Raw genomic sequence first — 25,683 nt, forward strand, 5'->3', positions numbered from 1 at the left:
GCCACCACCCCTTCGAAGGAGGTCCGATGGGAATCGAAGTAGTCGTCGAGGGCCTGACGAAGTCCTTCGGCAAGCAGAACATCTGGCAGGACGTCAGCCTCACCCTGCCCGCCGGTGAGGTGAGTGTCATGCTCGGCCCTTCCGGCACCGGAAAGACCGTGTTCCTGAAATCCATCATCGGACTGCTGAAACCGGAACAGGGACGCGTTCTCATCAACGGTGTCGACATGGTCAACAGCCCCGAGCGCGACATCATGGAGACCCGGAAGCTGTTCGGCCTCATGTTCCAGGACGGGGCCCTCTTCGGCTCCATGTCCCTCTTCGACAACATCGCCTTCCCGCTGCGCGAACACACCCGCAAGAAGGAATCCGAGATCCGCCGCATCGTCATGGAGCGGATCGACATCGTCGGACTGCTCGGCGCCGAGGGAAAACTCCCGGGCGAGATATCCGGCGGGATGCGCAAACGCGCCGGTCTCGCCCGCGCCCTCGTCCTGGACCCGCAGATCATCCTCTGCGACGAACCCGACTCCGGACTCGACCCCGTGCGCACCGCGTACCTCTCGCAGCTCCTCATCGACCTCAACGCGCAGATCGACGCGACGATGCTGATCGTCACCCACAACCTCGACATCGCGGCGACCGTCCCCGACAACATGGGGATGCTGTTCTGCCGCAACCTCGTCACCTTCGGGCCGCGCGAGGTGCTGCTCACCAGCGACACCCCGGTCGTCGCCCAGTTCCTCGCCGGACGCCGCGAGGGGCCCATCGGGATGTCGGAGGAGAAGGACGCCGCGACCCTCGCCGCCGAGCAGCAACGTAACGAATCCCTCGGCCATGCCGACACGATCGCCCTGCCGAGGACCGTCGTCCCGCAGCTGGAGCCCTCGCCCGGGCTGCCCGTACGCCAGGGAGCGCTGCGCCGCCGCGAGCGGGTCATGGCGATGATGGGCCAGCTGCCGGAGGCCGCCCGTACGGCCATCCTCAACAGCTACGCCCCGGCCGCCGGGGGTGCGAGAGCGTGACCGCCCCGATGCCGGTACGGCCGCCCGAGCCGCCCGGGAAACCCCGGCCGACCCTGTCCGATCCCTCGGCCGAAGCCTCCTCCGAAGCTCCCGGGCAGCGGCGCCCCAGCCGGTTGCTCGCCCCGCTCCGCGAGACCGGGACGCTGTTCGCGCTCGGCCTCGCCGTGGGCCGGGCCGTCTTCCGCAGACCCTTTCAATTACGCGAGTTCATCGAGCAGTTCTGGTTCGTCGCGAGCGTCACCATCCTGCCCGCCGCCCTCGTCTCCATCCCGTTCGGCGCGGTCATCGCCCTCCAGGTCGGCTCGCTCACCCAGCAGCTCGGCGCCCAGTCCTTCACCGGCGGCGCCAGCGTCCTCGCGGTGATCCAGCAGGCCAGCCCCATCATCGTGGCGCTCCTCATCTCCGGCGCCGCGGGCTCCGCGATCTGCGCCGACCTCGGCTCCCGCAAGATCCGCGAGGAGCTCGACGCGATGGAGGTCATGGGCGTCTCGCCCATCCAGCGCCTCGTCGTCCCCCGCGTCCTCGCCACCATGCTCGTCGCCGTCCTGCTCAACGGCCTGATCTCGGTGGTCGGCACGCTCGGCGGCTACTTCTTCAACGTGATCATGCAGGACGGCACCCCGGGCGCCTACCTCGCGAGCTTCTCCGCCCTCGCCCAACTGCCCGACCTGTACGTCAGCGAGTTCAAGGCCCTCATCTTCGGCTTCATCGCGGGCATCGTCGCCGCCCACCGCGGCCTCAACCCACGCGGCGGCCCCAAGGGCGTCGGCGACGCGGTCAACCAGTCCGTCGTCATCACCTTCATGCTGCTGTTCTTCGTGAACATGGTCATCACGGCGATCTACCTCCAGATCGTCCCCGCGAAGGGGGGCTGAGCCATGGCGATGCTCAGCTGGCTCGACCGGTCCGGCGACCAACTCACCTTCTACATCAGGGCCCTGGTCTGGATTCCGCGCACCCTGCGCCGCTACCTCAAGGAGGTGCAGCGGCTGCTGGCCGAGGTCGCCTTCGGCAGCGGCGGCCTCGGCGTGATCGGCGGCACCATCGGTGTGATGGTCGCCATGACCCTCTTCACCGGCACGGTCGTCGGCCTCCAGGGGTACGCGGCGCTCGACCAGATCGGCACCTCGGCGTTCACCGGGTTCATCTCCGCCTACTTCAACACCCGGGAGATCGCCCCCCTGGTCGCCGGGCTCGCCCTTTCCGCCACCGTCGGCGCCGGGTTCACCGCCCAGCTCGGCGCGATGCGGATCAACGAGGAGGTCGACGCGCTCGAAGCGATGGGCGTGCGGTCGATGCCGTACCTCGTCACCACCCGGATCATCGCCGGGGTCGTCGCGATCATCCCGCTGTACGCGATCGGGCTGCTCTCCTCGTACCTCGCCTCCCGCTACATCACCATCCTCTTCAACGGGCAGTCGGCGGGCACCTACGACCACTACTTCAATCTCTTCCTCTCCCCGGCCGACGTGCTGCTGTCGGTGCTCAAAGTGCTGATCTTCAGCGTGCTGGTGATCCTCGCCCACTGCTACTACGGCTTCCACGCCACCGGCGGACCCGCCGGGGTGGGCGTGGCCGTGGGCCGGTCGGTGCGCAACGCGATCGTGCTCATCAGCGTCACCGACTTCTTCCTCTCCCTCGCCATCTGGGGCGCCACGACGACGGTGAAGGTGGCCGGCTGATGAGTCCACGTGGAGCACGAACCGTCCGCCGCAGAACCGCCGGGGTCGCCTTCCTCCTGGTCCCCGCCCTCCTCATATGGGTCTCGGTCGCCGTGTACGACAAGAAGTTCACCGACGACGCCACCGTCACCGTACGGACCGGCGCGGTCGGCAACGAGATGCACGAGAACGCCGACGTGAAGCTGCGCGGGGTCGTCATCGGGCAGGTCAGGTCCATCGCCACCGACGGCGAGGGGGCCCGCCTCACCCTGGCCATCGACCCCGGCAAGCTGGACCGGGTCCCCGCCGACGTCACCGCGCAGATGCTCCCCACCACCCTCTTCGGCCAGCGGTTCGTCGCCCTCGTCCCGCCCCGCGTCCCCTCCGGGGAGACGCTGAGCGCCGGGGCGGTGATCCCGCAGGACCGCTCCAGCAACGCCATCGAGCTGGAACAGGTGCTGGACAACGTCCTGCCGCTGCTGACCGCGGTGAAGCCGGAGAAGCTCTCCGCCACCCTGAGCGCCGTCTCCCAGGCGCTCGAAGGACGCGGCGAGAAGCTCGGCGAGACCCTGACCACGCTGGATGCCCACCTGAAGAAGTTCAACCCCCAACTCCCCACGCTCAACGAGGACATCAAGCAGCTCGTCAAGGTCAGCACGCTCTACGCGGAGGCCGCCCCCGACGTCCTCGACGCCCTCACCGATGCCACCACCACGAGCGGCACCATCGCCGAACAGGAGGCGCGGCTCGCCACGCTGTACGACACCACCACCGCCTCCGCACGCGATGTCACCTCCTTCCTGCGGGAGAACAAGGACAACCTCATCCGGCTCTCCTCCTCCGGCCGCCCCACGCTCGAACTCCTCGCGAAGTACGCCGACTCGTTCCCCTGCACCCTCCGTACGGTCGCCGGATTCGTGCCCGCCATGGACAAGGCGCTCGGTAAGGGGACCAACGAGCCGGGACTGCATGTGACGGTCACGTCCGTTCCCGCGAAGGGGAAGTACGTCCCCGGCAAGGACACCCCGGCCTACAACTCCAGCGGCGGCCCGCGCTGTTACTCGGTGCCGTACGTCGGCAAGGGCGCCCCCACCGCCGACAACCGCCGGTCGGCCGACGCCACCGCCCCGCCCCCGGCCGCGCGCGACACCGACCTCGGCCTGCCCAACTCGCCCCAGGAGTCCCGGCTCGTCAACGAGCTGGTCGCCCCCTCACTGAAAGTGCAGCCGCAGACCCTGCCCGACTGGAGCAGCGTGCTCATCGGTCCGGCCTTCCGCGGTGCGGAGGTGAAGCTCAAGTGAATCGCCGCTCCCTCGCGGGACCGCTCACCAAGTCCCTCGTCTTCGTCCTGGTGACCGTCCTCGCCACCACCGTCCTCGGCCTCTCCATCGCCAACACGGGCGTGGGGGACACCACCACGTACAAGGCACGCTTCACCGACGCCACCGGGATCGTCCCCGGCGACAGCGTCCGCGTCGCCGGGGTGAAGGTCGGCCAGGTCGAGTCCGTACGGGTCGCCGACCGCCGGGTCGCCGAGGTCACCTTCGGCGTCCGCGAGGGGCATACGCTCCCCGCCTCGGTGACGGCGTCCATCAAGTACCTCAACATGGTCGGCCAGCGGTACGTGGACCTCGACCGGGGCGCCGGACCGGTCGGCCGGACCTTCGCGCCCGGGGCCACCATCCCGCTCTCCCGCACCACCCCGGCGCTCGACCTCACCCAGCTCTTCAACGGCTTCCAGCCGCTCTTCGAGGGCTTGTCCCCGCCGGACGTCAACCAGCTCGCCGGTTCCATCGTCCAGGTCCTCCAGGGCGAGGGCGGCACCGTCGACTCCATCCTGCGCCACGTCGGCTCGCTCACGAGCACCGTCGCGGCCAAGGACCAGGTGATCGGTGAGGTGATCAAGAACCTCAACACGGTCCTGAAGACGGTCAACGACCGGGAGGCCGGGTTCGACGACCTCGTGGTCACCCTGGAGAAGCTCGTCTCCGGCTTCTCCGGCGACCGCAAACCGCTCGGTGAGGCCGTCACCGCCATGGGCGCCCTGACGACCGTCACCGCGGACCTCTTCCAGGACGGCCGCAGGCCCCTCAAGGACAGCATCCGGCAACTGGGAAGGCTCAGCGGCGAGTTGGAGAAGGGCACACCACAGATCGAGAACTTCCTCGACAGGACCCCGGCCAAGATGGAGGCGATCAGCCGCCTCACCTCCTACGGCTCCTGGCTCAACCTCTATCTCTGCGAGGCCAGGGTCGGCGGGGTGGCCACCGACGACGGCTCCACGCCGCCCACCGGCATCGCCATCACCCAGCCGAGGTGCCTGGCATGACCCTCACCCCCGTCCGGGAACGCAACCCGGTCGCCGTCGCCCTCGTCGGCCTCCTCGTCCTCATCCTCCTGGCCCTCGCCGCCTGGCGCGCCGACTCCCTGCCCTTCATCGGCGGCGGTACGACGTACAGCGCCGACTTCACCGAATCCGCCGGGCTCTCCGAAGGCGACGAGGTGCGGATCGCCGGGGTCAAGGTCGGTGAGGTCGCCGGGGTCTCGCTCGACGGGCCCCGGGTCAAGGTCGACTTCACGGTCAAGGACGCCTGGATCGGCAACGCCTCCACCGTGGGCATCGCCATCAAGACCCTCCTGGGCGAGAAGTACCTCGCCGTCGACCCCCTCGGCAACGCCCCCCAGGACCCCGGCTCCCGTATCGCCGCGAACCGCACCACCTCCCCGTACGACGTCACCCAGGCGTTCAACGGGCTCGGCGAGACCATCGGGGAGATCGACACCGAGCAGCTCGCCAAGAGCTTCGAGACGATCTCCGCCACCTTCAAGGACTCCCCGCCCCACGTCCGCAGCGCCGCCGAGGGGCTCTCCGCCCTCTCCCGTACGGTGTCGAAGCGCGACGCCCAGCTCGCCACGCTCCTCCAGAGCAGCAAACGCCTCACCAAGACCCTCTCGGGGAAGAAGAGCAGCTTCGAGACCCTCCTGGAGGACGGGAACCTGCTCCTCGGCGAACTCCAGGCCCGCCGCGACGCCATCCACCTGCTGCTCACCGGCACCCGCGGCCTCGGCACCCAGCTCACCGGACTCGTCAAGGACAACGAGAAGCAGCTCGGTCCGACCCTGGCCTCCCTCGGCCGGGTCACCGCCGTCCTGGTGAAGAACCGCAAGAGCCTGGACAAGGTGCTCGCCATGACCGGCACCTACAGCAGGCTCGTCGGCAACACCCTGGGCAACGGGCGCTGGTTCGACACGTACGCCTGCGGGGTCGTGCCCGCGAACTACCTTCCGGCGGGCTCCCTCCCGGCGACCGGATGCATGCCACCGAAGCAAGGCGGCCGCTGACATGAGACGTACACGCATCATCGGTATCGGCGCCGGGCTCGCCCTCGTCGCCGTGGCCGCCACCACCGGGGTGAGCGCACTCCAGGAGGACGCCAGGACCACCGTCACCGCCTACTTCGAGCGGGCGACGGGCGTCTACGCCGGGTCCGACCTGCGCATACTCGGGGTCCGGGTCGGTACGGTCGCCTCCGTCACCCCCAAGGGCAAGGAGGTGGAGGTCGTCCTCCGCCTCGACCAAGGGGTCAAGGTGCCGGAGGACGCCCACGCGGTCGTCGTCGCCCCCAGCCTCGTCGCCGACCGGTACGTCCAGCTCGCCCCCGCCTACGACGGCGGCCCGCTCCTCGCGGACAACGCCGTACTGCCCGCCGCCCGCAACGCCACCCCGGTCGAGGTCGACGAGCTCTACGCGTCGATCACCGAGATCACCACGGCGCTCGGCCCGAACGGGGCCAACGCCGACGGGGCGCTCGCCCGGCTCCTGGAGACCGGGGCGAAGAACATGGACGGCAACGGGAAGGCCATCGGGGACTCCGTCGAGCAGTTCGGCAAGGCCGCCAAGACGCTCGACCGGAGCAGCGGCGACCTCTTCGACACCCTCACCCACCTCCAGTCCTTCACCACCATGCTCAAGGAGAACGACAGCGAGGTCCGCACCGCCGAGCAGCAGCTCCATTCGGTCACCTCGTTCCTCGCGGACGACAAGAAGAACCTCAGCGCGGCGCTCAAGGAGCTGGGCACGGCCCTCGGCCAGGTGAAGACGTTCATCGCCAGGAACCGGGGCGCGCTGAAGAAGAACGTCGACGCCCTGGTCCCCGTCACCCAGGCGCTGGTCGACCAACGTGCCTCGCTGGCCGAGGCGATGGACACGCTGCCGCTGGCGGCGGGCAACGTCCTGAACGCGTACGACCCCGCCCACCGGACCCTCAACGGGCGGGCCAACCTCAACGAACTCTCCATGGGCGGCCCCCTCGTCAGCCCGGACGCGGCCTCGGGGCCGCCGCCCGGCCTCGCCCCCGTGGACGCGAACCGCCGGAAGTCCCTGCCGGTGCTGCCGCTGCCGGAGGTCGGCACGGTCTTCGGGACCCCGGAGAAACAGCCCGCGGAACAGAAACAGAAACAGAAGCAGGAACAGGAACGGAAAGCGGACCGGAAGAAGGGGGCGGAACGATGAGCGGTTCCCCGGGCACCACCGGCACCGACCCCCGTAACGGCACCGGGACCGGCACCGGCACCCGTACCGGCGTCCGGGTGGCCACCGGAGCGGCCGCCGCGCTGGCCGCCGGAGTGCTGATCGCCCTCGTCGCCGTCCGCACCGACGGCCCGTCCTTCACCGGCATCGAACAGATCCCGCTGCCCGGCGGCGCCGACCTCGGCGACCACCCGTACGAGATCACCGCCGAGTTCGGCGACGTCCTCAGCCTGGCCCCGCAGTCCTCGGTCAAGGTCAACGACGTCTCCGTCGGGCGCGTCACCGGTATCGCCCTCGCGGCGGACGGCTGGAGCGCCAAGGTCACCATGCGGGTCAACGGGGACATCGACCTCCCCGCCAACGCCTACGCCCGCCTCGAACAGTCCAGCCTCCTGGGCGAGAAGTTCATCCAGCTCTCCCCGCCCGCCGAGGGCACCGCCCGCGGCTCCCTGGCCGAGACCGGCCGCATCCCGCTCAGCCGCACGAACCGCAACCCCGAGGTCGAGGAGGTCTTCGGCGCGCTGTCCCTGCTCCTCAACGGGGGCGGGGTCAACCAGCTCAAGACCATCACCACCGAGCTGAACAAGGCGCTCACCGGCCAGGAGCCGCAGATCCGCTCGATGCTCAACCGGGTCGACACCCTCGTCACCGACCTGGACAGCAACAAGGGCGACATCACCCGCGCCCTGGACGGCGTGAACCGGCTCGCCGCCACGCTCGCCACCCGCAAACAGGACGTCGGCACGGTCCTCACCGGGCTCAGCCCCGGACTGAAGGTCCTGGAGAAGCAGCGCGGCTCCCTGCTCACCATGCTGCGCTCCCTCGACACCCTCTCCACGGTGGCCGTCGACACCGTCAACCGCAGCAAAGCCGACATGATCGCCGACCTCAAGGCACTCGCCCCGACCCTGAAGGCGCTCGCCGACTCCGGAAAGGACCTCCCGGACGCGCTCCAGGCATCGCTGACCTACCCCTTCACGGACGAGGTCCTGCGCGGAGTGAAAGGCGACTACCTGAACGTCTATCTGGACGTCACCGCCGCACCCGGCACCCGGATCATCCCCGCGCTCACCCCGGACGACCCGACCCTGCCCCCGCCCCCGCACGAGCCGGGCGGGGACGACGGGGGAGGGGACGACGGTACGGAGGGTGCGGCGGCGGCCCGCGGCGCGCTGCCGCTCCCGCTGCCCCTGCCGGCCGTGTCGGGGACCGCGCGGCCCGAGGCTCCCCGCGCACCGGCCTCCGAGCAGGGGAGTACCCCGTGATCACTCCCGCCATCCGGCTGAAGAACATCGCCTTCCTCGTCATCGCCGTGCTCGTCCTGGGCTACCTGGGCGTGCGGTACGCCGGTCTCGGCCACTACGTCGGACTGCGCAGCTACTACACCGTCACGGTCCAGCTCCCGCAGACCGGCGGCCTCTACACCCACTCCAACGTCACCTACCGGGGCGTCTCCGTGGGCCGGGTCGGCCCCATCGAGCTGACCGACGACGGAGTGGAGGCCGAGCTGCGGATCGAGAAGGACGCCCCGCCCATCCCGGACCGGCTCCGGGCCGTCGTCGCCAACCTCTCGGCGGTCGGCGAACAGTACGTCGACCTGCGCCCGACCCGCTCCGAAGGCCCCTACCTCGGCAACGGTTCGGTGATCGACGAGGCCGACACCACGCTCCCGGCACCGCCCACCACCGTCCTCACGAGCGTCAACGACTTCGCGAGCTCCGTCGACCTGGAGCATCTGCGCACGGTAGTAGAGGAGTTCGGCACCGCCTTCGAAGGACGCGGCGACGACCTCCAGGTACTGCTGGACAGCGGAAGCGAGTTCATCGACGCGGCCGACAAGGCGCTGCCGGTCACCACCCGGCTGATGGCCGACGGCGAGACCGTGCTGCGCACCCAGGCCGAACAGGGCGCGGCACTCAAGGGCTTCGCCTCCGGCGCCAAGGAACTCGCCGCCGAACTCAAGTCGTCCGACGGCGACTTGCGGCGGCTGATCGCGACCACGCCGGACGCCGCCGTACAGATCAGCGGACTGCTGCGCGATCTCGACCCCGCCTTCGGGGTCGTCGTCGCCAACCTGCTCACCACATCGGAGGTCGCCGTCACCCGCCAACGCGGCCTGGAAGAACTCCTGGTGAAGCTCCCCGCCGTGGTCGCCGCCGGATCGAGCGCGGTCGACGAGGACGGCGCCCGGTTCGGGATGTCCGTCACGTTCTTCGAACCGCTGCCCTGCACCGCCGGGTACGGCGGTACGGCCTACCGCAACGGTCTCGACACCTCACCCGCGCCCGCCCTCAACACCCAGGCCCGGTGCGCCTCTTCACCCGGCACCGGCATCAACGTCCGGGGCAGCGCCAACGCCCCGAAGGGCGGCCCGGTCCCCGCCCCCGCCAAGCCCGGCTCGATGCTGCTGGGCGACGGCAACGGTGACGGTACGGGGGCGAAGGACCGGCTGCCCGGAGCGCTCGGCACCGAACCCCGGACCGCGCCGCCCGCCCCGGGCATGGCCGGGCTGCTCGGCCTGGGAGGCGGCTCATGAGACTCCGTACGAAGAGGAGGGGTACGCGCCGCCCCCGGAGCCTCGGCGGCTGGGCTGTCCTGCTGGCTGCCGCCCTCGTCTGCGGGCTCGGCGCCTGGTCGTACGCCCAGGCGCGTGGCGACCGCACCCTCGCCCACGCCAAGGCCCGCGACACCGCCCTCGCCCAGGGCAAACGGCACCTCGCCACGCTGAACAGCCTCGACGGCAAGGACACCACGAGCGTCTCCACCGGCCTGCGGGCCTGGCGCGACTCCTCCACCGGGCCGCTCCACGACCAGCTGGAGCGCACCTCGGCCGCCGACGCGAAGGCGCTCACCAGGTCGGGCGAGACCGCGCGCGCCAAGGTGACCTCGGCGGCGCTCACGGCGCTGGACGACCGCACCGGCACGGCGGAGCTGATCGCCACCGTGGACGTCCAGGTCACCCCGCGCGCGGGCGGCGCCCCCGGCACCCAGCGCAAACGCTTCACGGCCACGCTCGCCCGCACCGGGGACGGCTGGAAGGTCAAGGCGCTCACGGCGACGGCAGCGGGAGGCGGCGGATGAGCAAGCGAACAGCGTTGGCGAGAAAGGCTGTTGAGGAGGAGAGCCGCCTTGGTGGCCTCGGCCCGGACAGCACCGACGGCTCCGGCCCGGACAGCACCCAGGCTCCCGGGACGGACAGTACCCACGCCCCGGGCCCGGACCGCACCGACAATTCCGGACCGGGCGGCACCCACGACCCCGGTCGCCGCCGCAGGTGGCCCCGGATCGTCGGCGCGGTCCTGGCCGTCGCCCTTTTCGTGACCGGCGGGCTCCTCTTCGCCGAGGGGCAGCAGCTCCGTGACACCCCGGCCACCTCCAACCTCGCCCTCACGGACGCCGAGGCGACCGGCAGGGTGACCGGGGACGTCAGCAACGCGCTCGGCAGGATCTTCTCGTACGGCCCCGATGCCACCGGCCTCGCCAAGGAGGCGGCGCGGCAGGTCCTCGCGGGCAGGGCGCTCCAGCAGTACGCGGCCCTGTTCGGCCAGGTCGAGAAGCAGGCCGCCGACCAGAAGCTGACGCTCACGACCCATGTCGTACGGGCCGGAGTGACCCGGCTGACCGGCACCGGCGCCCACCTCCTGGTCTTCCTCGACCAGGTCTACGAACGCCGGGGCAGGCCCGCCACGACCGCCTCCGCGCAGCTCGACGTCACCGCCGAACTCCGCGACGGGCGCTGGCGGATCGTCGAGATCAGCTCCATATGACGCAACGGGAGAGGCAGCACATGGCACGGGCAGGGACGACGAGGAACCCGCTGGTGATCGCGGCGACGGCACTCACGCTCGTCGCGGCCGGGGCGGCGGGCTGGGGCGGCTGGCAGCGCTACGACGCCGCCCACGACGGTGCGGCCTCCTACGCGCAGGCCCGGGACGACGCCCTGGCGGCGGGCGAGCAGGCGGTGCAGAACATGAACACCCTGGACCACCGCACCCTGGAGAAGGGCCTCGACAGCTGGGAGCAGTCCACCACCGGCGATTTGCACCGCCAACTCGTGGACGGGCGGGACGCGTTCGCCGAGCAGATCGTGGCGGCGAAGACCGTCAGCACGGCGAAGGTCCTCTCCGGTGCGGTGACCGAGCTCGACGAACGGGCGGGCCGGGCCGGGGTGATGGTGGCGCTGCGGGTCACCGTCACCGCGCCCGAGGGGCGACCGGCGGTGAAGGAGAGCCGGATGCTCGGCACCCTGACCCGGACCTCCGAAGGGTGGAAGCTCAGCGCGCTCGGCCAGGCGCCCGTCGGCTCCACGGCCGGCTGACCCCGCCTCCCGAACCCGCTCCCGCCCCGCACCCGAGAGGACCCCTCCCATGTCGACGACCCGCCACCTCGTCAACCGCCGCCGCAGGCTGGCCACTTCACCGTCACGCCCGGTCGCGCCTCCCGTGGAGGGCCCGGCGGGGAACACGGAGGAGTCCGGGACCGTAACGCCGGTCATAGAGACACAGCCAGGGAAACAGCCGGAGACACAGACACAGACACAGCCGGAGACACAGGCAGAGGAACAACCGACGTCAGAGGCGGACGAAGTCGACGGCCCCGAGCGGAGCCGCCTCCGGCTCCCCGCCGTGCTCTGCGTCCTCACCGTCCTCCTCGGGACCTTCGCCGCCTGGGCGTTCGCCTCGGCCGCGAGCCTGCGGGACGAGCCCGCCCGGCAGAACACCGCGCTCACCGACATCGCCCGCACCAGCGAGGTGAAGGGCCGGATCAGCGAGGCGGTCGGTGCCGTGTTCTCGTACGACTACGCCTCGCCCGCCCGCTCCGACCGCGCGGCGAGCACCCATCTGACCGGCCGGGCCGTCCAGCAGCACCAGGACATGCTCGCGGAGGTCCGCGCCCAGGCGCCGCGGCAGAAGCTCGTCCTCACCACGACCGTGACCGGGAGCGGGGTGGAGTACCTGGACGGCGACCGGGCCCGGCTGCTGATCTTCGCGGACCAGAGCAACACCCGTACCGGCAAGGACGAGGAGACCACCTACGCGGCGGCCATGTTCGCCGTGGACGCCGTCCGCCGGGGGGACACCTGGCGGATCGCCGCCATCGACACGTTCACCCGGTGAACCGGAGTCCCGGGCGGCCCGGAAGGACGCCCGGGGGAGGGGAACACAGCTATGAGGTTCAACGGCACAGTGCGCCGCCAGTTCACCGGGACGGTCACGGCGGTGGCGGCCATGGCCGCGCTCACCGCCTCCCAGGCACCCGGCTTCGCCGACGCGGCCGCCGCCTCGCACGAGGGGCGCACGGCCTCGGGCACGGACGACGTGGTGTGGACCGAGGTGCCGGGCGACGACGCGTACCACACCGAGCTGCCCCCGCTGCGGAGCCCGGAACCCCCCGCCCCGCCGAAGCTGCCCCGGCCCGGTCCCGAACGGTCGGCCCCGGCGGTGGACCGGGTCCGGGCCGAGGCGGGCATTCCGGCGACCGTGCTCGCCGCGTACCGGAACGCCGAGGGCTCCCTGCGCCGCAGCGACCCCGGCTGCCGGCTGCCGTGGCAGCTGCTCGCGGCGATCGGCAAGGTCGAGTCCGGCCAGGCGGCGGGCGGCCGGGTCGACGCGCGCGGGACGACGCTCACCCCGATCCTGGGGCCCGCGCTCGACGGCGTGGGGTTCGCGCTGGTCCGGGACACCGACAACGGGGTGTACGACGGTGACCGCACGTACGACCGGGCCGTCGGGCCGATGCAGTTCATCCCCTCCACCTGGGTGAACTGGGCCAAGGACGGGAACGGCGACGGCCACAAGGACCCGAACAACATCCATGACGCGGCCCTCGCCGCCGGGCACTACCTGTGTGCCGGAGGCCGTGATCTGGGCGTCCGGGCCGACCTGGACCGGGCGGTCCTCAGCTACAACCGCTCCGCCGCCTACCTCCGTACGGTGCTGGCCTGGCTGGAGTTCTACCGCCACGGCGCCCACCCGGTCGCGGACGGCCAAGGGGTGCTGCCCATCAGCCCGGGACCGGGCGGCGTGAACCGGCCCAAGGCGCCGGTCGGCTCCGGGACACCGGCCGGGCCGCCCGGCAGCGGTGGCGGAGGCATCGTCATCGGCCCGCAGCCGACCCGCCCCCCGACGCCCAAGCCCACCCCCACGCCCACCCCCACCGACCCCGGCTCACCGAGCCCGACCCCTACCCCGACCGACCCAGGCCCCACCCCGACCGACCCCGGCCCCACCCCCACGCCCCATCCCACGGACCCGACCCCCGACCCGACCGACCCGGGCCCCAGCCCCACCGACCCCGGCCCGAGCCCCGACCCCACCGACCCGGGCCCCGGTCCGACACCCACCCCCACGCCCACCCCCACGGAGCCGGACCCCGGCCCGAGCCCCGACCCCAGCCCCACCGCCCCCGACTGCCCCAGCGCCGATCCCGCGAGCGGGACCGGCGGAGACGACCCCGCCGACCCGCGATGTGAAGACCCCGAGAAGGTCTCGAAAGGGTGAGGTGACCGTCCTGCGCTCCATGTGACCCGCACGGTGGACGGGTACGGGATCGGGTTGCTATTTCGGGAGCCCTCCGCGATGTTTGCCCCAGGGAAACAATCCGTTCGACCGGAAGGTGGTGCGACTCGCCGCAGGCGGGTCCCCCCTCATGGCTTCACCCAAGGCAGAGACCGGCACGACCACGAAGGGCGGCACACCCACCAAGGAGCGGTTCGCCGCGGCGGACTGGGGCTGCCCGCCGTGCGCGATGATCACCGTCGGTCCGGCCGGCACGGCCGTCCGGACCGATGGGGACATGGAACTGCTCCCGGACGTGGCGGAAGGCGCTCCGCTGCCCGACGGCCTCGCCTGGCTGGCCCGGGCGACGGCGGAGGTGGCCGCCGACGCGGTCCACCAGGGCGGTACGCGGCGGCCCGCTGTCGAGGGCGCGTACCGGGGCCGCCGCCTCGAGGCCCACCCGACCCGGCGCGCGGACGGCGAGGTGGTGTGGTGGCTGCTCGACCAGACCGCCCGGTACACCGCCGAGGAGGCCCTGACCGCCGAACGCGAACGCACCGCCTTTCTCGCCGAGGCGTCCAATGTCCTGCTCTCCTCGCTCAACGCCGAACGGTGCATGGCCGCGACGGTCAGGCTGGCCGCCGGGTTCTTCGCCGACGCGGCCGTCGTCGTGGCTCCGGCATCGGGCCGCAGGCTGCCCGTCACCCGGGCGGTCGCGGGCGGGGAGGTCACCCAGGGGACGGTCACCGCCGACCCCTCCACCGTGCCCGGCCTCGCCGAGGCGCTGAAGGGGTTCCCGCCCGTCCCGTCCCGGTGGATCGACCCGGCGTCGCTGCCCGACTGGCTCGTCCCCGACGGCCTTTCCGCGGTGGTCGGCTCGGTGGCCGTCACACCGCTGCCCGGCCACGGGGTGCCCGCCGGGGCGCTGGTCCTGCTGCGTACGGACACCCGCGGGCAGTTCAGCGAGACCGAGGAGACCTTCGCCCGGCTCTTCGCCGCCCGTGCCGGAGCCGCCCTCTCGGCCGCCCGCCTCTACGCGGAGCAGCACAGCATCACCCGGACGCTGATGCGGGATCTGCTGCCGCCCCGGCTCCACCGGGTGCACGGTGTGGAGTTCGCGGGCGGCTACCGCCCCTCCAACGCCCACGAGCGGGTCGGCGGCGACTTCTACGACGTCCACCCCGGGCCCACGGCCGCCGACCCGTCCCTGGTGGTGCTGGGTGATGTCTGCGGCAAGGGGCTGGACGCCGCCGTCCTCACCGGCAAGATCCGCAACACGCTCCAGGCTCTGATGCCGATGGCCGACGACCACGAGCGGGTGCTCCAACTCCTCAACGGGGCCCTGCTGAACTCCGACAACACCCGCTTCGCGACCCTGGTCCTCGCCTCCGTCCTGCGCGCCGGGAACCAGGTGCGCCTGCGCCTCACCTCGGCCGGCCACCCGGCGCCCCTGGTCGTGCGCAACGACGGCCGGGTGGAGGAGATCCCCACCCAGGGCAGCCTGGTCGGGGCGCTGGACCACGTGACGGCCCGTACGGTCGGGACCGTCCTGCTGCCCGGCGAGACGTGCCTGCTCTACACCGACGGCATCACCGAGGCGCGCGGCGGCCCGCTCGGCGGTGAACTCTTCGGCGACGAACGGCTGAAGCGGGCCCTGGCCGAGTGCGTGGGCATGCCCGGCGAGGCCGTCGTGGCGCACATCCGGATGCTGGCGGCCCAGTGGCTGGGGGACGGCGGCCACGACGATCTGGCGGTGGTCGCGATCACCGCACCGCCGACCACGCATCTCACCGCGGTGGACGGCCACACACGGGGCAGGTACACCGCATGACCACCACAGTCGACGTCACCGGTCTCGACACGCTCCGCGGCGATCTCTGGGCCGCGGTGACGGGCCGGGACGAATACCGCGCGGCCGACCTCGTGCTGACCGCCCTGGACACCGGGATCTCCGCCGAGACGGTCCTGCTCGATGTGATCGCCCCCGTGCAGGCCCGGGTCGGCCGCGCCTGGCAGGCCGACCGGCTGACCGTCGCCCAGGAGCACGCCGCGACCGCCATCGCCGAGCGGGTCATCGCCGCGCTCGCCCACCACCCCGCCCACCGCCCGGCCCCCTACGGCGGGCGGATCACCGTCGCCTGCGTCGACCAGGAGTGGCACGCCCTGCCCGCCCGGCTGCTGGCGGAGGTCCTCACCCTGCGTGGCTGGCGGGTCGACTTCCTGGGCGCCCAGGTGCCCACCCCGCACCTGGTGACCCATCTCCACAACACCGGGGCGGACGCGGTCGCCCTCTCCTCCTCCCTCGCCACCCGGCTGCCCACCGCCCACTCCGCGATCACCGCCTGCCAGGCGGTGGGGGTGCCGGTGCTGGCGGGCGGCGCCGCGTTCGGCCCCGACGGCCGCTACGCCCGGCTGCTCGGCGCCGACGCCTGGGCGCCCGACGCGCGCGCCGCGGCCCGCCGCCTGGCCGACGGCATCCCGTCCCCCGACCTGGCGGCGGGCCGCCCGGAGGACACCGGCCTGGCCCATCTCACCGACCAGGAGTACACCTTGGTCGTACGGGCCAGGGCCCGGCTCGTCCGGGTGGTGCTGGCGCGACTGGAGCGGGATGTCCCGGCGATGGCCGGCTACTCCGTCCCGCAGCGTGAGCGCACGGCCGAGGACATCGCCCACATCGTGGAGTTCCTCGGTGTCGCCCTCTACACCGACAGCGACGACCTCTTCACCGACTTCATCCGGTGGACCGCCGCCGTCCTGACCGCCCGCCGGGTCCCCGCCCGGTCCCTCCACCCCGCCCTGGACGCCCTCGCCACCGAGCTGAAGGACTTCCCGCGCGCCACCCGTATGCTCGACCGCGCCCGTCGCCACCTGGACGAGGCGGCGGCCACCACCGATCAGCCCCCCGGAGCCCCCGCATGACCGCCCTGCCGAGTCCCCTCCTCACCATCACCGTCGAGGAGGGCCGGGGCTGGGTCCGGCTGCGCCTCACCGGGGACCTGGACCACGACACCAGCGACGAGCTGGTCGCGCGCGCGACGGAACGGCTGGCGGCCCGGCCGGAGCCGGACGATCTCTACCTGGACTGCGCCGGGCTGGGGATGTGCGACTCGATGGGCGTCTCCGCCCTGCTCCAGGTCCACCGCGACACGGCGGCCCGGCGGGTGCGCCTGCACGTGGAGGAGGCTCCGCCCTTCCTGGACCGGATCATGCGGATCACCGGCATCGACCACCTCTTCGCCCGCCGGGACCAGGAGGACCGGCGGCCGGTCCGGGGCGCGGGGGAGGAGGGGCCGGCCGACCCGCACCCCTCGCCCGTCTCCTGAACCCCGCACCGGGGCTCAGGCCAGGGCGACCACGGCGGTGATGCGCTTGCCGCCCCGGTGCGGGGTGACGGAGAGCCGCGCGGTCAGCCGGTGGACCAGCGGCCAGCCGTAACCGCCCTCCCCGACCGAGCCCGGGACCGGCTCCTGGAGAACCGGATGGCGGGGGTCCGCGTCCTCGACCACCAGCTGGAGGTCGCCGCCGATGATCCGCGCCGAGAAGCCGGTGACCCCGTCGGCGTGCCGCAGCGCGTTGGTGACGATCTCCGAGGTCACCAGCAGGGCGTCCGCCACGACCACGTTCGCGAGCGTCTCGTCCGTCAGCCCGCCGAACTCGTCCGCCAGCAGCCGGGCCACGGCATCGCGGGCCTCGGCCGCGCTGCGGGGCACCCGGGCGGGTACGGCGTCGGCGTGACGTACGGGAGAGGTGTGCGGGGTAGGGTGCACGCCCGTACCTCCTTTCCACGCCGTTGATGAAGGGCGTATGGCGAATGCGGAACTTCCCGTGGAAACCACCGCATTCCCCCTCTCGCCGTCTCCACACCTCCTACGCCCCCGCGCCGGGTCAGCCGCCCGCCAGCACCTCCGCCAGGTCGTAGGAGACGACCTCCTCCAACTGCGCGTACGTACAGCCGGCCGGGGTCCGGTCCGGGCGCCACCGCCGGAACTGCGTCGTATGGCGGAACCGGTCGCCCTCCATGTGGTCGTACGCCACCTCGCAGACCCGCTCCGGCCGCAGCGGCACCCACGACTGGTCCTTCTTCCCCGTCCAGCGGTTCTGCGTACCCGGCAGCCGGGAGCTCTCGTGCGCCGCCGCCTCCGCCCACGCCCCCCACGGATGGTCGGCGAAGTCACAGCGCAGCGGGGCGAGTTCCTCGGCCAGCTCGGCGCGCCGCTTCATCGGGAAGGCCGCGCAGACCCCGACGTGCTGGAGTACGCCCCCGGAGTCGTACAGGCCCAGCAGGAGCGAGCCGACGACCGGGCCGCTCTTGTGCTCGCGGTACCCGGCCACCACGACATCGGCGGTCCGCTCGTGCTTGATCTTGTACATCGCCCGGGTGTCGGGCCGGTACGGCAGGTCCAGCGGCTTGGCCACGATCCCGTCGAGCCCCGCCCCCTCGTACCGGTCGAACCACTCCCGGGCCAGCTCGATGTCGGTGGTGGACGGAGCGAGGATCACGGGCGCGGAGGCGCCGGAGAGGGCGGCCGTCAGCACCGCCCGCCGGTCGGTCTGCGGGGTGCTCAGCAGAGAGGTGTCGTCCACCGCGAGGATGTCGAAGGCGACGAAGCTCGCCGGGGCCCGCTCGGCGAGCATCCGCACCCGGGAGTCGGCCGGATGGATGCGCTCGCTGAGCCGGTCGAAGTCGAGCCGCCCCTCGTGGGCGATGACGATCTCCCCGTCGAGCACACAGCGCGGCGGGAGGTTCTCCCGTACGGCGTCGACCAGATCCGGGAAGTAGCGGGTCAGCGACTTGCCCGTACGGCTGCCGAGCTCGACCTCGTCGCCGTCCCGGTAGACGATCGCCCGGAAGCCGTCCCACTTCGCCTCGTAACTCATGCCCGGCGGGATCTTGGCCACCGACTTGGCGAGCATCGGCTTCACGGGCGGCATCACCGGCAGGTCCATGGGCCGATTCTGGACCGGTCCCCCGGCCGTGTCTCCCGATATGCGGCATATGTGCGACCGGCCTACGGTGACCGTCATGGGAGCAGCGGTGGAGCTGGACGCGGGCGGGCGGGCCGTGAGGCTGTCCAACCCGGACAAGGTGTACTTCCCGGAGAAGGGCTACACCAAGAGGGACGTGGCCGAGTACTTCCTTGCCGTGGGCCCCGGCATCACCCGCGCCCTCAACCACCGGCCCACCACCCTCCAGCGCTTCGTGGACGGTGTGGAGGGCGACTTCTTCTACCAGAAGCGCGCCCCGAAGAACCTTCCCGAGTGGATTCCCACCGCCCGGATCGCCTTCCCCAGCGGGCGCCCCGCCGACGAGCTCTGCCCCACCGAGCTCGCCGCCGTGATCTGGGCCGCCAACCTCGGCACCCTCACCTTCCACCCCTGGCCGGTCCGGGCCGGGGACACCGACCACCCGGACGAGCTCCGCATCGACCTGGACCCGCAGCCCGGCACCGACTACGCCGACGCGGTCGCCGCCGCCCACGAGCTGCGCTCGGTCCTGGAGGACCACGGCGTACGGGGGTGGCCCAAGACCTCCGGCGGGCGCGGGATGCATGTCTTCGTCCCCATCGAGCCCGCCTGGACCTTCACCGAGGTCCGGCGCGCCGCCATCGCCGCCGGACGCGAGCTGGAGCGGCGGATGCCGGAGCGGGTGACCACGGCCTGGTGGAAGGAGGAGCGCGGCGAGCGGATCTTCGTCGACTTCAACCAGACGGCCCGGGACCGCACGATCGCCTCCGCCTACTCCGTACGCCCCTTCCCGCACGCCCCGGTCTCCGCGCCGCTGCGCTGGGAGGAGATCGACGACGCCGAACCGCGCGACTTCGACCTCCGGACGATGCCCGTGCGGTACGCCGAACTCGGGGACGTCCACGCCGACATGGACCAGGAGGCGTTCCGGCTGGACGGGCTGCTGGAGCTGGCGGACCGGGACGAGAAGGAGCGGGGGCTCGGCGATATGCCGTACCCGCCGGAGTACCCGAAGATGCCCGGCGAACCCAAGCGGGTCCAGCCCAGCCGCGCCCGGCACGACGACGATGACGACGACGGCGGGACCGCGTGAGCGGCAGCAGTGAGAGGCACGGCGCCCACGGCCGTCCGCCGACCCTGCGCGAGCGCTGGGAGGCGTACAAGAACTCCCCGTTCCTCCCCGCGACCGTCCTCGTCCTCATTGTGGCTGCGGCGGCCGGTCTCTTCGCCGGTTCCTACACCTACGCGATGGCCAACCCCACCCCGCACCGCATTCCGGCGGCGCTGGTCACCCAGCCCGCCGTGCAGCGCGGCGAGGCGTTCGTCGCCGGGATGGAGAAGGCCCTCGACGCCTCGCTCGAACTGCGCGACTACCCGGACGTGGCGGACGCCCGCCGCGCCCTGGACGAGCAGAAGGTCTTCGCGATCGTGCGCGCCTCCGGCAACGACGGTGTGGCGCTCGACGTGGCCGGGGCGTCCGGCGCCTCCGTGGCCGAACTGCTGGGCAAGGCGGGGCTTGAGGTCGGGGACGCCACCGGGGTGCCGGTCACCGTCCGGGACGTCAAACCGCTCCAGGAGGGCGACCCGCGCGGGCTCGCGCTCTTCTACATCTCGCTGGCCGCCGTGATCATGGGCTTCCTCGGCGCGATCCAGCTCAGCGTCCACGCCCATGGCCTCAACCCGGCGGAGCGCATCGCGTTCACCGCCGCGTACGCCCTGCTCGGCGGGTTCGCCATCGCGGCGGCCGTGGACTGGTGGCTCGGGGCGGTCGACCTGCCGTTCGTCCAGTCCTGGCTGATCCTCGCCTTCACGATGTTCACGTCGGGCATGGTCTTCACCATGTTCAACACCCTGATGGGCCGCTGGGCGATGATCCCCACCTGGGGTGTCATGGTGCTGCTCGGCAACCCGTCCTCCGGCGGCGCGGTCTCCTGGCCGCTGCTGCCCTCCGCCCTCGGGCACATCGGCCGCTGGCTCCCGCCGGGCGCCTCCGTCAACGCCCAGCACACGGCCGTCTACTACCAGGGCCACCAGTTCGTCTTCCCGTATCTGGTGCTCGCCGCCTGGGCGCTGGTCTCCTGCACGGTCTTCTGGGTGTGGCGCCACCGGCACCCGGGAGGCCGCGCCCGCACGCCCGAGCATGCGGCCACGGCCTCCTGAGACCTTTCCGTACGGCTTACAGCTCCTTGATCCGGATGTCGCGGTACGAGATGACGTCCGTGACCCCGTGGACCTGGAGGCCGATGTAACCGGAGGCGAACCGCCGGCCGTCGGTGCCCGGGTCGTCACCGCGCGGCGGCTCGAAGAGCTGGCCCCGGGTGTTGTCGAACTCGTTGATCAGGACACCGTTGCGGTAGATCTCGTAGTGCTGGTCCACCACCTTGATCTCGTAGTCGTTCCAGGTGCCCTTGGGCGTGACCCCGGCGCCGCCGAGCCCGACCCGGTCGAAGCCGTAGACGGACCCGGTCTTGTACATGTCGCCGTCCGGCCGGTCATTGACCTGGATCTCATGGCCGTACTTGATGGCGACCCACTCCGGACGCGACTCCTCCGGGTGGTCGTGGACCTTCGGGAAGCGGACGAAGACCCCGCCGTTGGCGTTGCCGGAGCCCGGGGCGTCGTCGCGCCACTGGAGCTTCAGCGAGAAGTCGCCGTACGCCCGGGTCGGGAACCAGAGCATGCCCATGCCGCCCACCGTGGTGGAGCTGGTGATGGAGCCCTCCTCCTCGTTCAGCCCGAACGCGCCGCCGCCCACGTGCTGCCACTTGGCGAGCGAGGCCGCCGTACCGTCGAAGAGCTTGGTGTACCCCTCGGACTGGCCCGGTGTCCCGATGCCCGACTGCTTGGCGGCCTGGTTGATCGCCTTGCGTTCGCGCTGGTCGATGACGCCGTCGGCCTTGAGCGTGTCGAGGACCGACTTCACGTGCTTGAGGAACAGCGCGTGCGAGGACCAGTCCTTCTCGTCCTCGATCAGCTCGTTGATCGTGCAGCGGTTACGGGTGATCCGGTTCGGGACGCCCGTGTCGACCGTGCCGACGAAGACGGTGTGCCGCTCGTCGAACTCCGCGCAGTTGGGCGCCGGGACCCCGCCGCCCTGGGCGACGGTGAACGACACCCGCTTCGCCTCGGAGGTGTTGCCCGCCTTGTCCGTCGCCCGGTGCGCGAACGTGTGGTGGCCGACCCGGTCGACGATCACGGGGGCGGTGTAGGCGAGGTACGGTCCGCCGTCGAGCGAGTACTCCACCTTGTCCACGCCCGAGTCGTCGTCGGTCGCGGTGACGGTGGCCTTGGCGCTGGTGATGAACGCGCCGTCGGAGTTCTTGCTCCCCTCGACCTTCACCGAGGTCTCCGGAGCCGTCTTGTCCTGCGACGGCGGCTCGATGACGGTGAACTGGACGGACTTCTCCTCCGCCACGTTCCCCGACCGGTCGGTGGCCCGGTAGCGGACGGTGTGCTCGCCGAGCTCGTGGACCATCACGGGGGCGGTGTACGGCTGCCACTCACCGGCCGCGCCGATCGCGTACTCGATGGTGTTGACGCCGGACCCCGTGTCGGACGCGGTCACGGTGACCGTGGCCATGCCCAAGTACGCTCCGTCGTCGTCCTGTTCGCCCGATACGGTCGCCGAGGTCTCCGGTGGTGTCTCGTCGTCGGTGGGCGGTGCCGCCACCGAGAAGTCGACGGACTTCTCCTCGGCCGTGTTGCCCGCCTTGTCGGTGGCCCGGTAGCGGACCGTATGGTCCCCGACCTCGCTCACCACGACGGGCGCGGTGTACGGCTGCCACTCACCGTCCGCCCCGAGGGCGTACTCGACGGTGTCGACGCCGGAGCCCGTATCGGTCGCCGAGACGGTGACGGTCGCCTGACCCAGGTACGCGCCGTCACCGTTCTGATCGCCGTCGACCTTCGCCGAGGTCGTGGGAGCCTCGGTGTCCTCCCCGCCGCCGCCCTCGGTGACGGTCAGGACGCCCTTCATCTCGCCGTGGCCGGGGATCGTGCAGTAGTAGAGGTACGTGCCCGGCGTCAGCGTGACCTCCACGCTGTGCCTGCCGCCCTCCGAGTCACCGGGGTTGGCCAGGATGTTCACCTGGACGTCGTTGTTGTGCTCCGGGTCCGAGACGCTGAACGTCAGCGTGTGCGGCATGCTCGTGGTGTTGCCGGTCGCCGTGCTGTTCTCGAAGACGATGGTCGCCCTGCCCGCCACCGCCGTCTCCGGCGCGGTCAGATAGCGGTCGATCGGGTCGCCCGCCGTCCAGGTCAGGACCTGGTCGGCGGCTCGGGGGGCGGGCCGGTCGCCGCCCTTGCCGTACGCGGCCGTGGACGTCAGCCCGAGGACCATGAGCAGGGAGGCCAGCAGGGCCACCCAGAGACTCGGCGGCCGGTGCCGCCGCCGTCCGGGGAGCAGGGGGTGTCTCACTGTGCCGCCGCCTTTCCGACCAGATCCTCGACGGCCGGAGTCGCCCCGCCGCCCTTGTAAGTGACGCGCCACAGAGCGGACTTGGCGTCGGAGGTGAAGAAGCCGCGCCCGTAGTCCAGGACGTACAGCGAACCGTCCAGCGCGAATCTCCAGTCCATGAGATTGCGGATGCCGTCGTTGCCGACCGGGATGATCTTCTTCAACGACTCGGCGTGCACGGGCAGTCCGCCCTTCCCGGCCGTCTTCGGGTCGGTGATCACCGCGTGGCGCGGCTGGGTGTCGTCGTAGAAGTCACCGACGAACCACTTGCCGTCCCAGTACGCGGGCCACTTCGCCGCCGACCCGCTCTGCGCGTCGTAGCGGTAGACCGGGCCGTTCATGGTCGCCTGGCCGCCGCCCTTGAGCCAGGGCAGCAACTCCTTCTGCTCCTCCGGCTTGTAGCTGGGGACGCCGTTGGCGTCACGCGGGTAGTCGACCCCGCCGCCCTGCGGGGAGTACCAGATGGTGTTGGGGGTCGCCGGGGGAAGCTTGACCAGCCCGTCGTTGTGCGGCGACTCGTTCTTGGGTGCGTTGCAGTCGTACCAGCCCAGCGGCTTGCTCGGATCGGGCAGATTGCGGTCCCGGTAGGGCTGGTTGTTGCCCATGCAGAACGGCCAGCCGTGGTTGCCCGCCTTGGTGATCGCGGCGAACGTGTCGTACTTCGCCGGGCCCCAGGTGGTGGACGCCTGGCCCGCGTCGGGGCCGACCCAGCCCGCGTACAGCGTGTCGGTGGCGGGGTCGACCGAGATCCGGGCCGGGTTCCGTACGCCCATCACATAGATCTCGCCCCGGGTCTTCCCGCCGCCCTCGTCCGGCTCCTCGCCGGTGAAGAGGTTGCCGGAGGGGAGGGTGTAGGTGCCGTCGTCCTCGGGATGGATACGCAGGATCTTGCCGTTGAGGTTGTTGGTGTTGCCCGAGGTGCGGCGGGCGTCGGCGAAGGAGACGCCCTTGAAGTTCGGCTCCGGGTTGTTGCCGGAGTAACCACTGCTGAAACCGGAGGAGTTGGTGTCACCGGTCGCGATGTAGAGGTTGCCCTTCGAGTCCCACGCCATACCGCCGCCCGCGTGGCAGCAGCTGTGGATCTGCACCGGCCAGCCGAGCAGCACCTTCTCCGAGGCGAGGTCCAGCTTCCCGGACGCCGAGTCGTAGGTGAAGCGCGACACCTGACGGACCGCCATGTGCTTGTCCCGGTCGATCTTCGCGTGCGGGGTGTAGTGGAGATAGACCCAGCCGTTGGAGGCGAAGTCCGGGTCCAGTTCGATCCCGAGCAACCCCTCCTCGTTCTTGGTCAGTTCGTCGCCGCCGCCCTTGTTGCCGAAGACGTCCAGGGCCCCGGCGAGGGTGACCTTCTTCGTCTGCGGGTCGTAGACGTGGATCTGGCCCTTGCCCTTGCCGATGTCCGGGTTGTTCCAGTCCGTGACGACCGGCTGCGAGCTGTCGGCGCCCCCGCGCCCGATGTAGAAGACCTTGCCGTCCGGCGCGGTGACCAGCCCGTGCGGCTCACCGATCTGGTCGTTCTGCCCCGGCTGGTTGGGCTGGGTGAGGCGCTCGGCGGTGTAGTTGGCGGTGATCGTCGCCTTGCAGTCGGCCTGCGAGGTCCGGTTGGTCCAGGCGAGCGCGCCGCGCAGATGGTCGCGGAAGTCGGTCTCGGCGAAGCTGTCCGCCGTACCGCCCATCGCCGTGTAGAAGGACCGTCCGCCGTCGTAGTCGCGGCACCAGGAGACCGGGTGGTCCCAGCCGTTGGCGCTCGCGCCCGGCCGGTACGTCAGCTCCCGGACGCGCGCCACGGTGTGGACCTCCCCGGACGGGTTCTTCGTCCAGTTCAGCCACTTGTCGGGGCGCTTCCACTCCAGCGGCAGGTTCTTGGTCGCCGGGTGCACCCGGTCCCCGACCTCGACGGTCGCCCGCTGTACGGCAGTTGGGCTGTTGGTCGCAGGGCGGGCGCCGATCAGACCGGTGAACCAGTCCGAGTACGGCTCGGTGCGCGCCGCGTCATGGATGCCGAGGAAGCCGCCGCCCGCCTCCATGTACGCCTCCAGGCCCGCTTCCTGCTCCGGGTCGAGGACATCGCCGCCGCCCGTGAGGAAGACGACCGCGTGGAAGGAGCCGAGCCGCTTGCCGTTGGTGAAGACGTTCGGGTTGGCGGTGGCCACGGTGGTGAACCGCCCGGCCTCCGGACCGGTCTGCCCGATCCGCTCGATCGCCGCGATCCCGGCATCCGTGTACGGTGCCTCGTCACCGGCCGACGCATGGAAGACCAGCACCTTCACCTGGTTCTTCGCGCCGGGCGGGGACGGGAGAGACAACGTTGTCGCCATCTTCTCGACCAGGTCCCGGTCCGGTGAGGTGCCCGCGCTGGCGGGGGCGCCGCCGCCCAGCAAGGACACGGTCAGTGCGCCGGCCGCCACGGCCGCCGCGAGTCCGCGTCGGCGTCGTGATCTGGACCGGTGATGCGATGCGCCTTGCACGTGGGTCACCCAACCCTTCTGTGGTCACTGGAGCGTTGACTGCGACAGCGCATGAAGCTAGACCTCTTTTCGCGGCCCGC

At 71.5% G+C, this 25,683-nt stretch carries 23 protein-coding genes; 19 read left to right on the top strand and 4 right to left on the bottom strand.

The window, feature by feature from the left end; genetic code table 11:
* Positions 1-26: 26 nt before the first annotated feature.
* From B7C62_32305 to B7C62_32385, 17 genes are all read left to right on the top strand, one after another.
* The gene (locus tag B7C62_32305; GenBank protein ARF76449.1) at positions 27-1,025 is read left to right on the top strand and encodes an ABC transporter ATP-binding protein; all 999 of its coding nucleotides are present in this window, start codon (positions 27-29) and stop codon (positions 1,023-1,025) included.
* Positions 1,022-1,900, top strand: coding sequence for an ABC transporter permease (locus tag B7C62_32310; GenBank protein ARF76450.1), 879 nt, complete (start codon positions 1,022-1,024; stop codon positions 1,898-1,900). The genes B7C62_32305 and B7C62_32310 overlap by 4 nt, the downstream gene beginning before the upstream one ends.
* 3 nt (positions 1,901-1,903) lie before the next feature.
* Positions 1,904-2,707: an ABC transporter permease gene (locus tag B7C62_32315; protein ARF76451.1), complete on the top strand. Its 804-nt coding sequence runs from the start codon at positions 1,904-1,906 to the stop codon at positions 2,705-2,707.
* Positions 2,707-3,987, top strand: coding sequence for an ABC transporter substrate-binding protein (locus tag B7C62_32320; GenBank protein ID ARF76452.1), 1,281 nt, complete (start codon positions 2,707-2,709; stop codon positions 3,985-3,987). The genes B7C62_32315 and B7C62_32320 overlap by 1 nt, the downstream gene beginning before the upstream one ends.
* Positions 3,984-5,015, top strand: coding sequence for an MCE family protein (locus B7C62_32325; GenBank protein ARF76453.1), 1,032 nt, complete (start codon positions 3,984-3,986; stop codon positions 5,013-5,015). Before B7C62_32320 ends, B7C62_32325 begins: the two co-directional genes overlap by 4 nt.
* Positions 5,012-6,028, top strand: coding sequence for an ABC transporter substrate-binding protein (locus B7C62_32330; GenBank protein ARF76454.1), 1,017 nt, complete (start codon positions 5,012-5,014; stop codon positions 6,026-6,028). The genes B7C62_32325 and B7C62_32330 overlap by 4 nt, the downstream gene beginning before the upstream one ends.
* 1 nt (position 6,029) lies before the next feature.
* Positions 6,030-7,199, top strand: a complete 1,170-nt coding sequence (locus tag B7C62_32335; GenBank protein ARF76455.1) for an ABC transporter substrate-binding protein — start codon at positions 6,030-6,032, stop codon at positions 7,197-7,199.
* A 101-nt stretch (positions 7,200-7,300) separates the two neighbouring features.
* Positions 7,301-8,482, top strand: coding sequence for a virulence factor Mce family protein Precursor (locus tag B7C62_32340; protein ID ARF77470.1), 1,182 nt, complete (start codon positions 7,301-7,303; stop codon positions 8,480-8,482).
* The gene (locus tag B7C62_32345) at positions 8,479-9,753 is read left to right on the top strand and encodes an ABC transporter substrate-binding protein (GenBank protein ARF76456.1); all 1,275 of its coding nucleotides are present in this window, start codon (positions 8,479-8,481) and stop codon (positions 9,751-9,753) included. Before B7C62_32340 ends, B7C62_32345 begins: the two co-directional genes overlap by 4 nt.
* Positions 9,750-10,298 carry a hypothetical protein gene (locus B7C62_32350; GenBank protein ARF76457.1) on the top strand — a complete coding sequence of 183 codons (549 nt, stop codon included), beginning with the start codon at positions 9,750-9,752 and terminating at the stop codon, positions 10,296-10,298. Before B7C62_32345 ends, B7C62_32350 begins: the two co-directional genes overlap by 4 nt.
* On the top strand, positions 10,295-10,984 hold the full coding sequence (locus B7C62_32355) for a hypothetical protein (GenBank protein ID ARF76458.1): 690 nt from the start codon (positions 10,295-10,297) through the stop codon (positions 10,982-10,984). The genes B7C62_32350 and B7C62_32355 overlap by 4 nt, the downstream gene beginning before the upstream one ends.
* A gap of 20 nt (positions 10,985-11,004) precedes the next feature.
* Positions 11,005-11,535, top strand: a complete 531-nt coding sequence (locus B7C62_32360; protein ARF76459.1) for a hypothetical protein — start codon at positions 11,005-11,007, stop codon at positions 11,533-11,535.
* A gap of 49 nt (positions 11,536-11,584) precedes the next feature.
* Positions 11,585-12,334 (top strand): hypothetical protein, encoded by a 750-nt coding sequence (locus B7C62_32365; protein ARF76460.1) that lies wholly within the window; start codon positions 11,585-11,587, stop codon positions 12,332-12,334.
* Between the two features lie 51 nt (positions 12,335-12,385).
* Complete coding sequence (locus B7C62_32370) at positions 12,386-13,717, top strand: hypothetical protein (GenBank protein ARF76461.1); 1,332 nt, start codon at positions 12,386-12,388, stop codon at positions 13,715-13,717.
* Between the two features lie 247 nt (positions 13,718-13,964).
* A complete protein-coding gene (locus tag B7C62_32375) occupies positions 13,965-15,545 on the top strand; it encodes a serine/threonine protein phosphatase (GenBank protein ID ARF77471.1) in 1,581 nt (526 codons plus the stop codon).
* Positions 15,542-16,633 carry a cobalamin-binding protein gene (locus tag B7C62_32380; protein ID ARF76462.1) on the top strand — a complete coding sequence of 364 codons (1,092 nt, stop codon included), beginning with the start codon at positions 15,542-15,544 and terminating at the stop codon, positions 16,631-16,633. The genes B7C62_32375 and B7C62_32380 overlap by 4 nt, the downstream gene beginning before the upstream one ends.
* Complete coding sequence (locus tag B7C62_32385; protein ID ARF76463.1) at positions 16,630-17,037, top strand: anti-anti-sigma factor; 408 nt, start codon at positions 16,630-16,632, stop codon at positions 17,035-17,037. Before B7C62_32380 ends, B7C62_32385 begins: the two co-directional genes overlap by 4 nt.
* Before the next feature lie 15 nt (positions 17,038-17,052).
* Here B7C62_32385 and B7C62_32390 read toward each other — a convergent pair whose 3' ends face one another.
* Together B7C62_32390 and B7C62_32395 are read right to left on the bottom strand one after the other, a co-directional pair.
* Positions 17,053-17,481 carry an ATP-binding protein gene (locus B7C62_32390; GenBank protein ID ARF76464.1) on the bottom strand — a complete coding sequence of 143 codons (429 nt, stop codon included), beginning with the start codon at positions 17,479-17,481 and terminating at the stop codon, positions 17,053-17,055.
* Between the two features lie 118 nt (positions 17,482-17,599).
* Positions 17,600-18,661, bottom strand: coding sequence for an ATP-dependent DNA ligase (locus tag B7C62_32395; GenBank protein ID ARF76465.1), 1,062 nt, complete (start codon positions 18,659-18,661; stop codon positions 17,600-17,602).
* Positions 18,662-18,749: 88 nt separating this feature from the next.
* Here B7C62_32395 and B7C62_32400 point away from each other — a divergent pair, with 88 nt between their 5' ends.
* Together B7C62_32400 and B7C62_32405 are read left to right on the top strand one after the other, a co-directional pair.
* Positions 18,750-19,772, top strand: coding sequence for an ATP-dependent DNA ligase (locus B7C62_32400; protein ID ARF77472.1), 1,023 nt, complete (start codon positions 18,750-18,752; stop codon positions 19,770-19,772).
* A complete protein-coding gene (locus tag B7C62_32405) occupies positions 19,769-20,839 on the top strand; it encodes a hypothetical protein (protein ARF76466.1) in 1,071 nt (356 codons plus the stop codon). Before B7C62_32400 ends, B7C62_32405 begins: the two co-directional genes overlap by 4 nt.
* A 16-nt stretch (positions 20,840-20,855) precedes the next feature.
* Here the strand turns inward: B7C62_32405 and B7C62_32410 are convergent, their stop codons facing one another.
* Both B7C62_32410 and B7C62_32415 read right to left on the bottom strand, forming a co-directional pair.
* The gene (locus B7C62_32410) at positions 20,856-23,096 is read right to left on the bottom strand and encodes a glycosyl hydrolase (GenBank protein ARF76467.1); all 2,241 of its coding nucleotides are present in this window, start codon (positions 23,094-23,096) and stop codon (positions 20,856-20,858) included.
* Entirely contained in the window at positions 23,093-25,543 is a 2,451-nt protein-coding gene (locus B7C62_32415; GenBank protein ARF76468.1) for a transcriptional regulator, read from the bottom strand. The genes B7C62_32410 and B7C62_32415 overlap by 4 nt, the downstream gene beginning before the upstream one ends.
* Positions 25,544-25,683 lie beyond the last annotated feature (140 nt).

The sequence above is a fragment of the Kitasatospora albolonga genome (assembly GCA_002082585.1).
Taxonomy (GTDB): domain Bacteria; phylum Actinomycetota; class Actinomycetes; order Streptomycetales; family Streptomycetaceae; genus Streptomyces; species Streptomyces stephensoniae.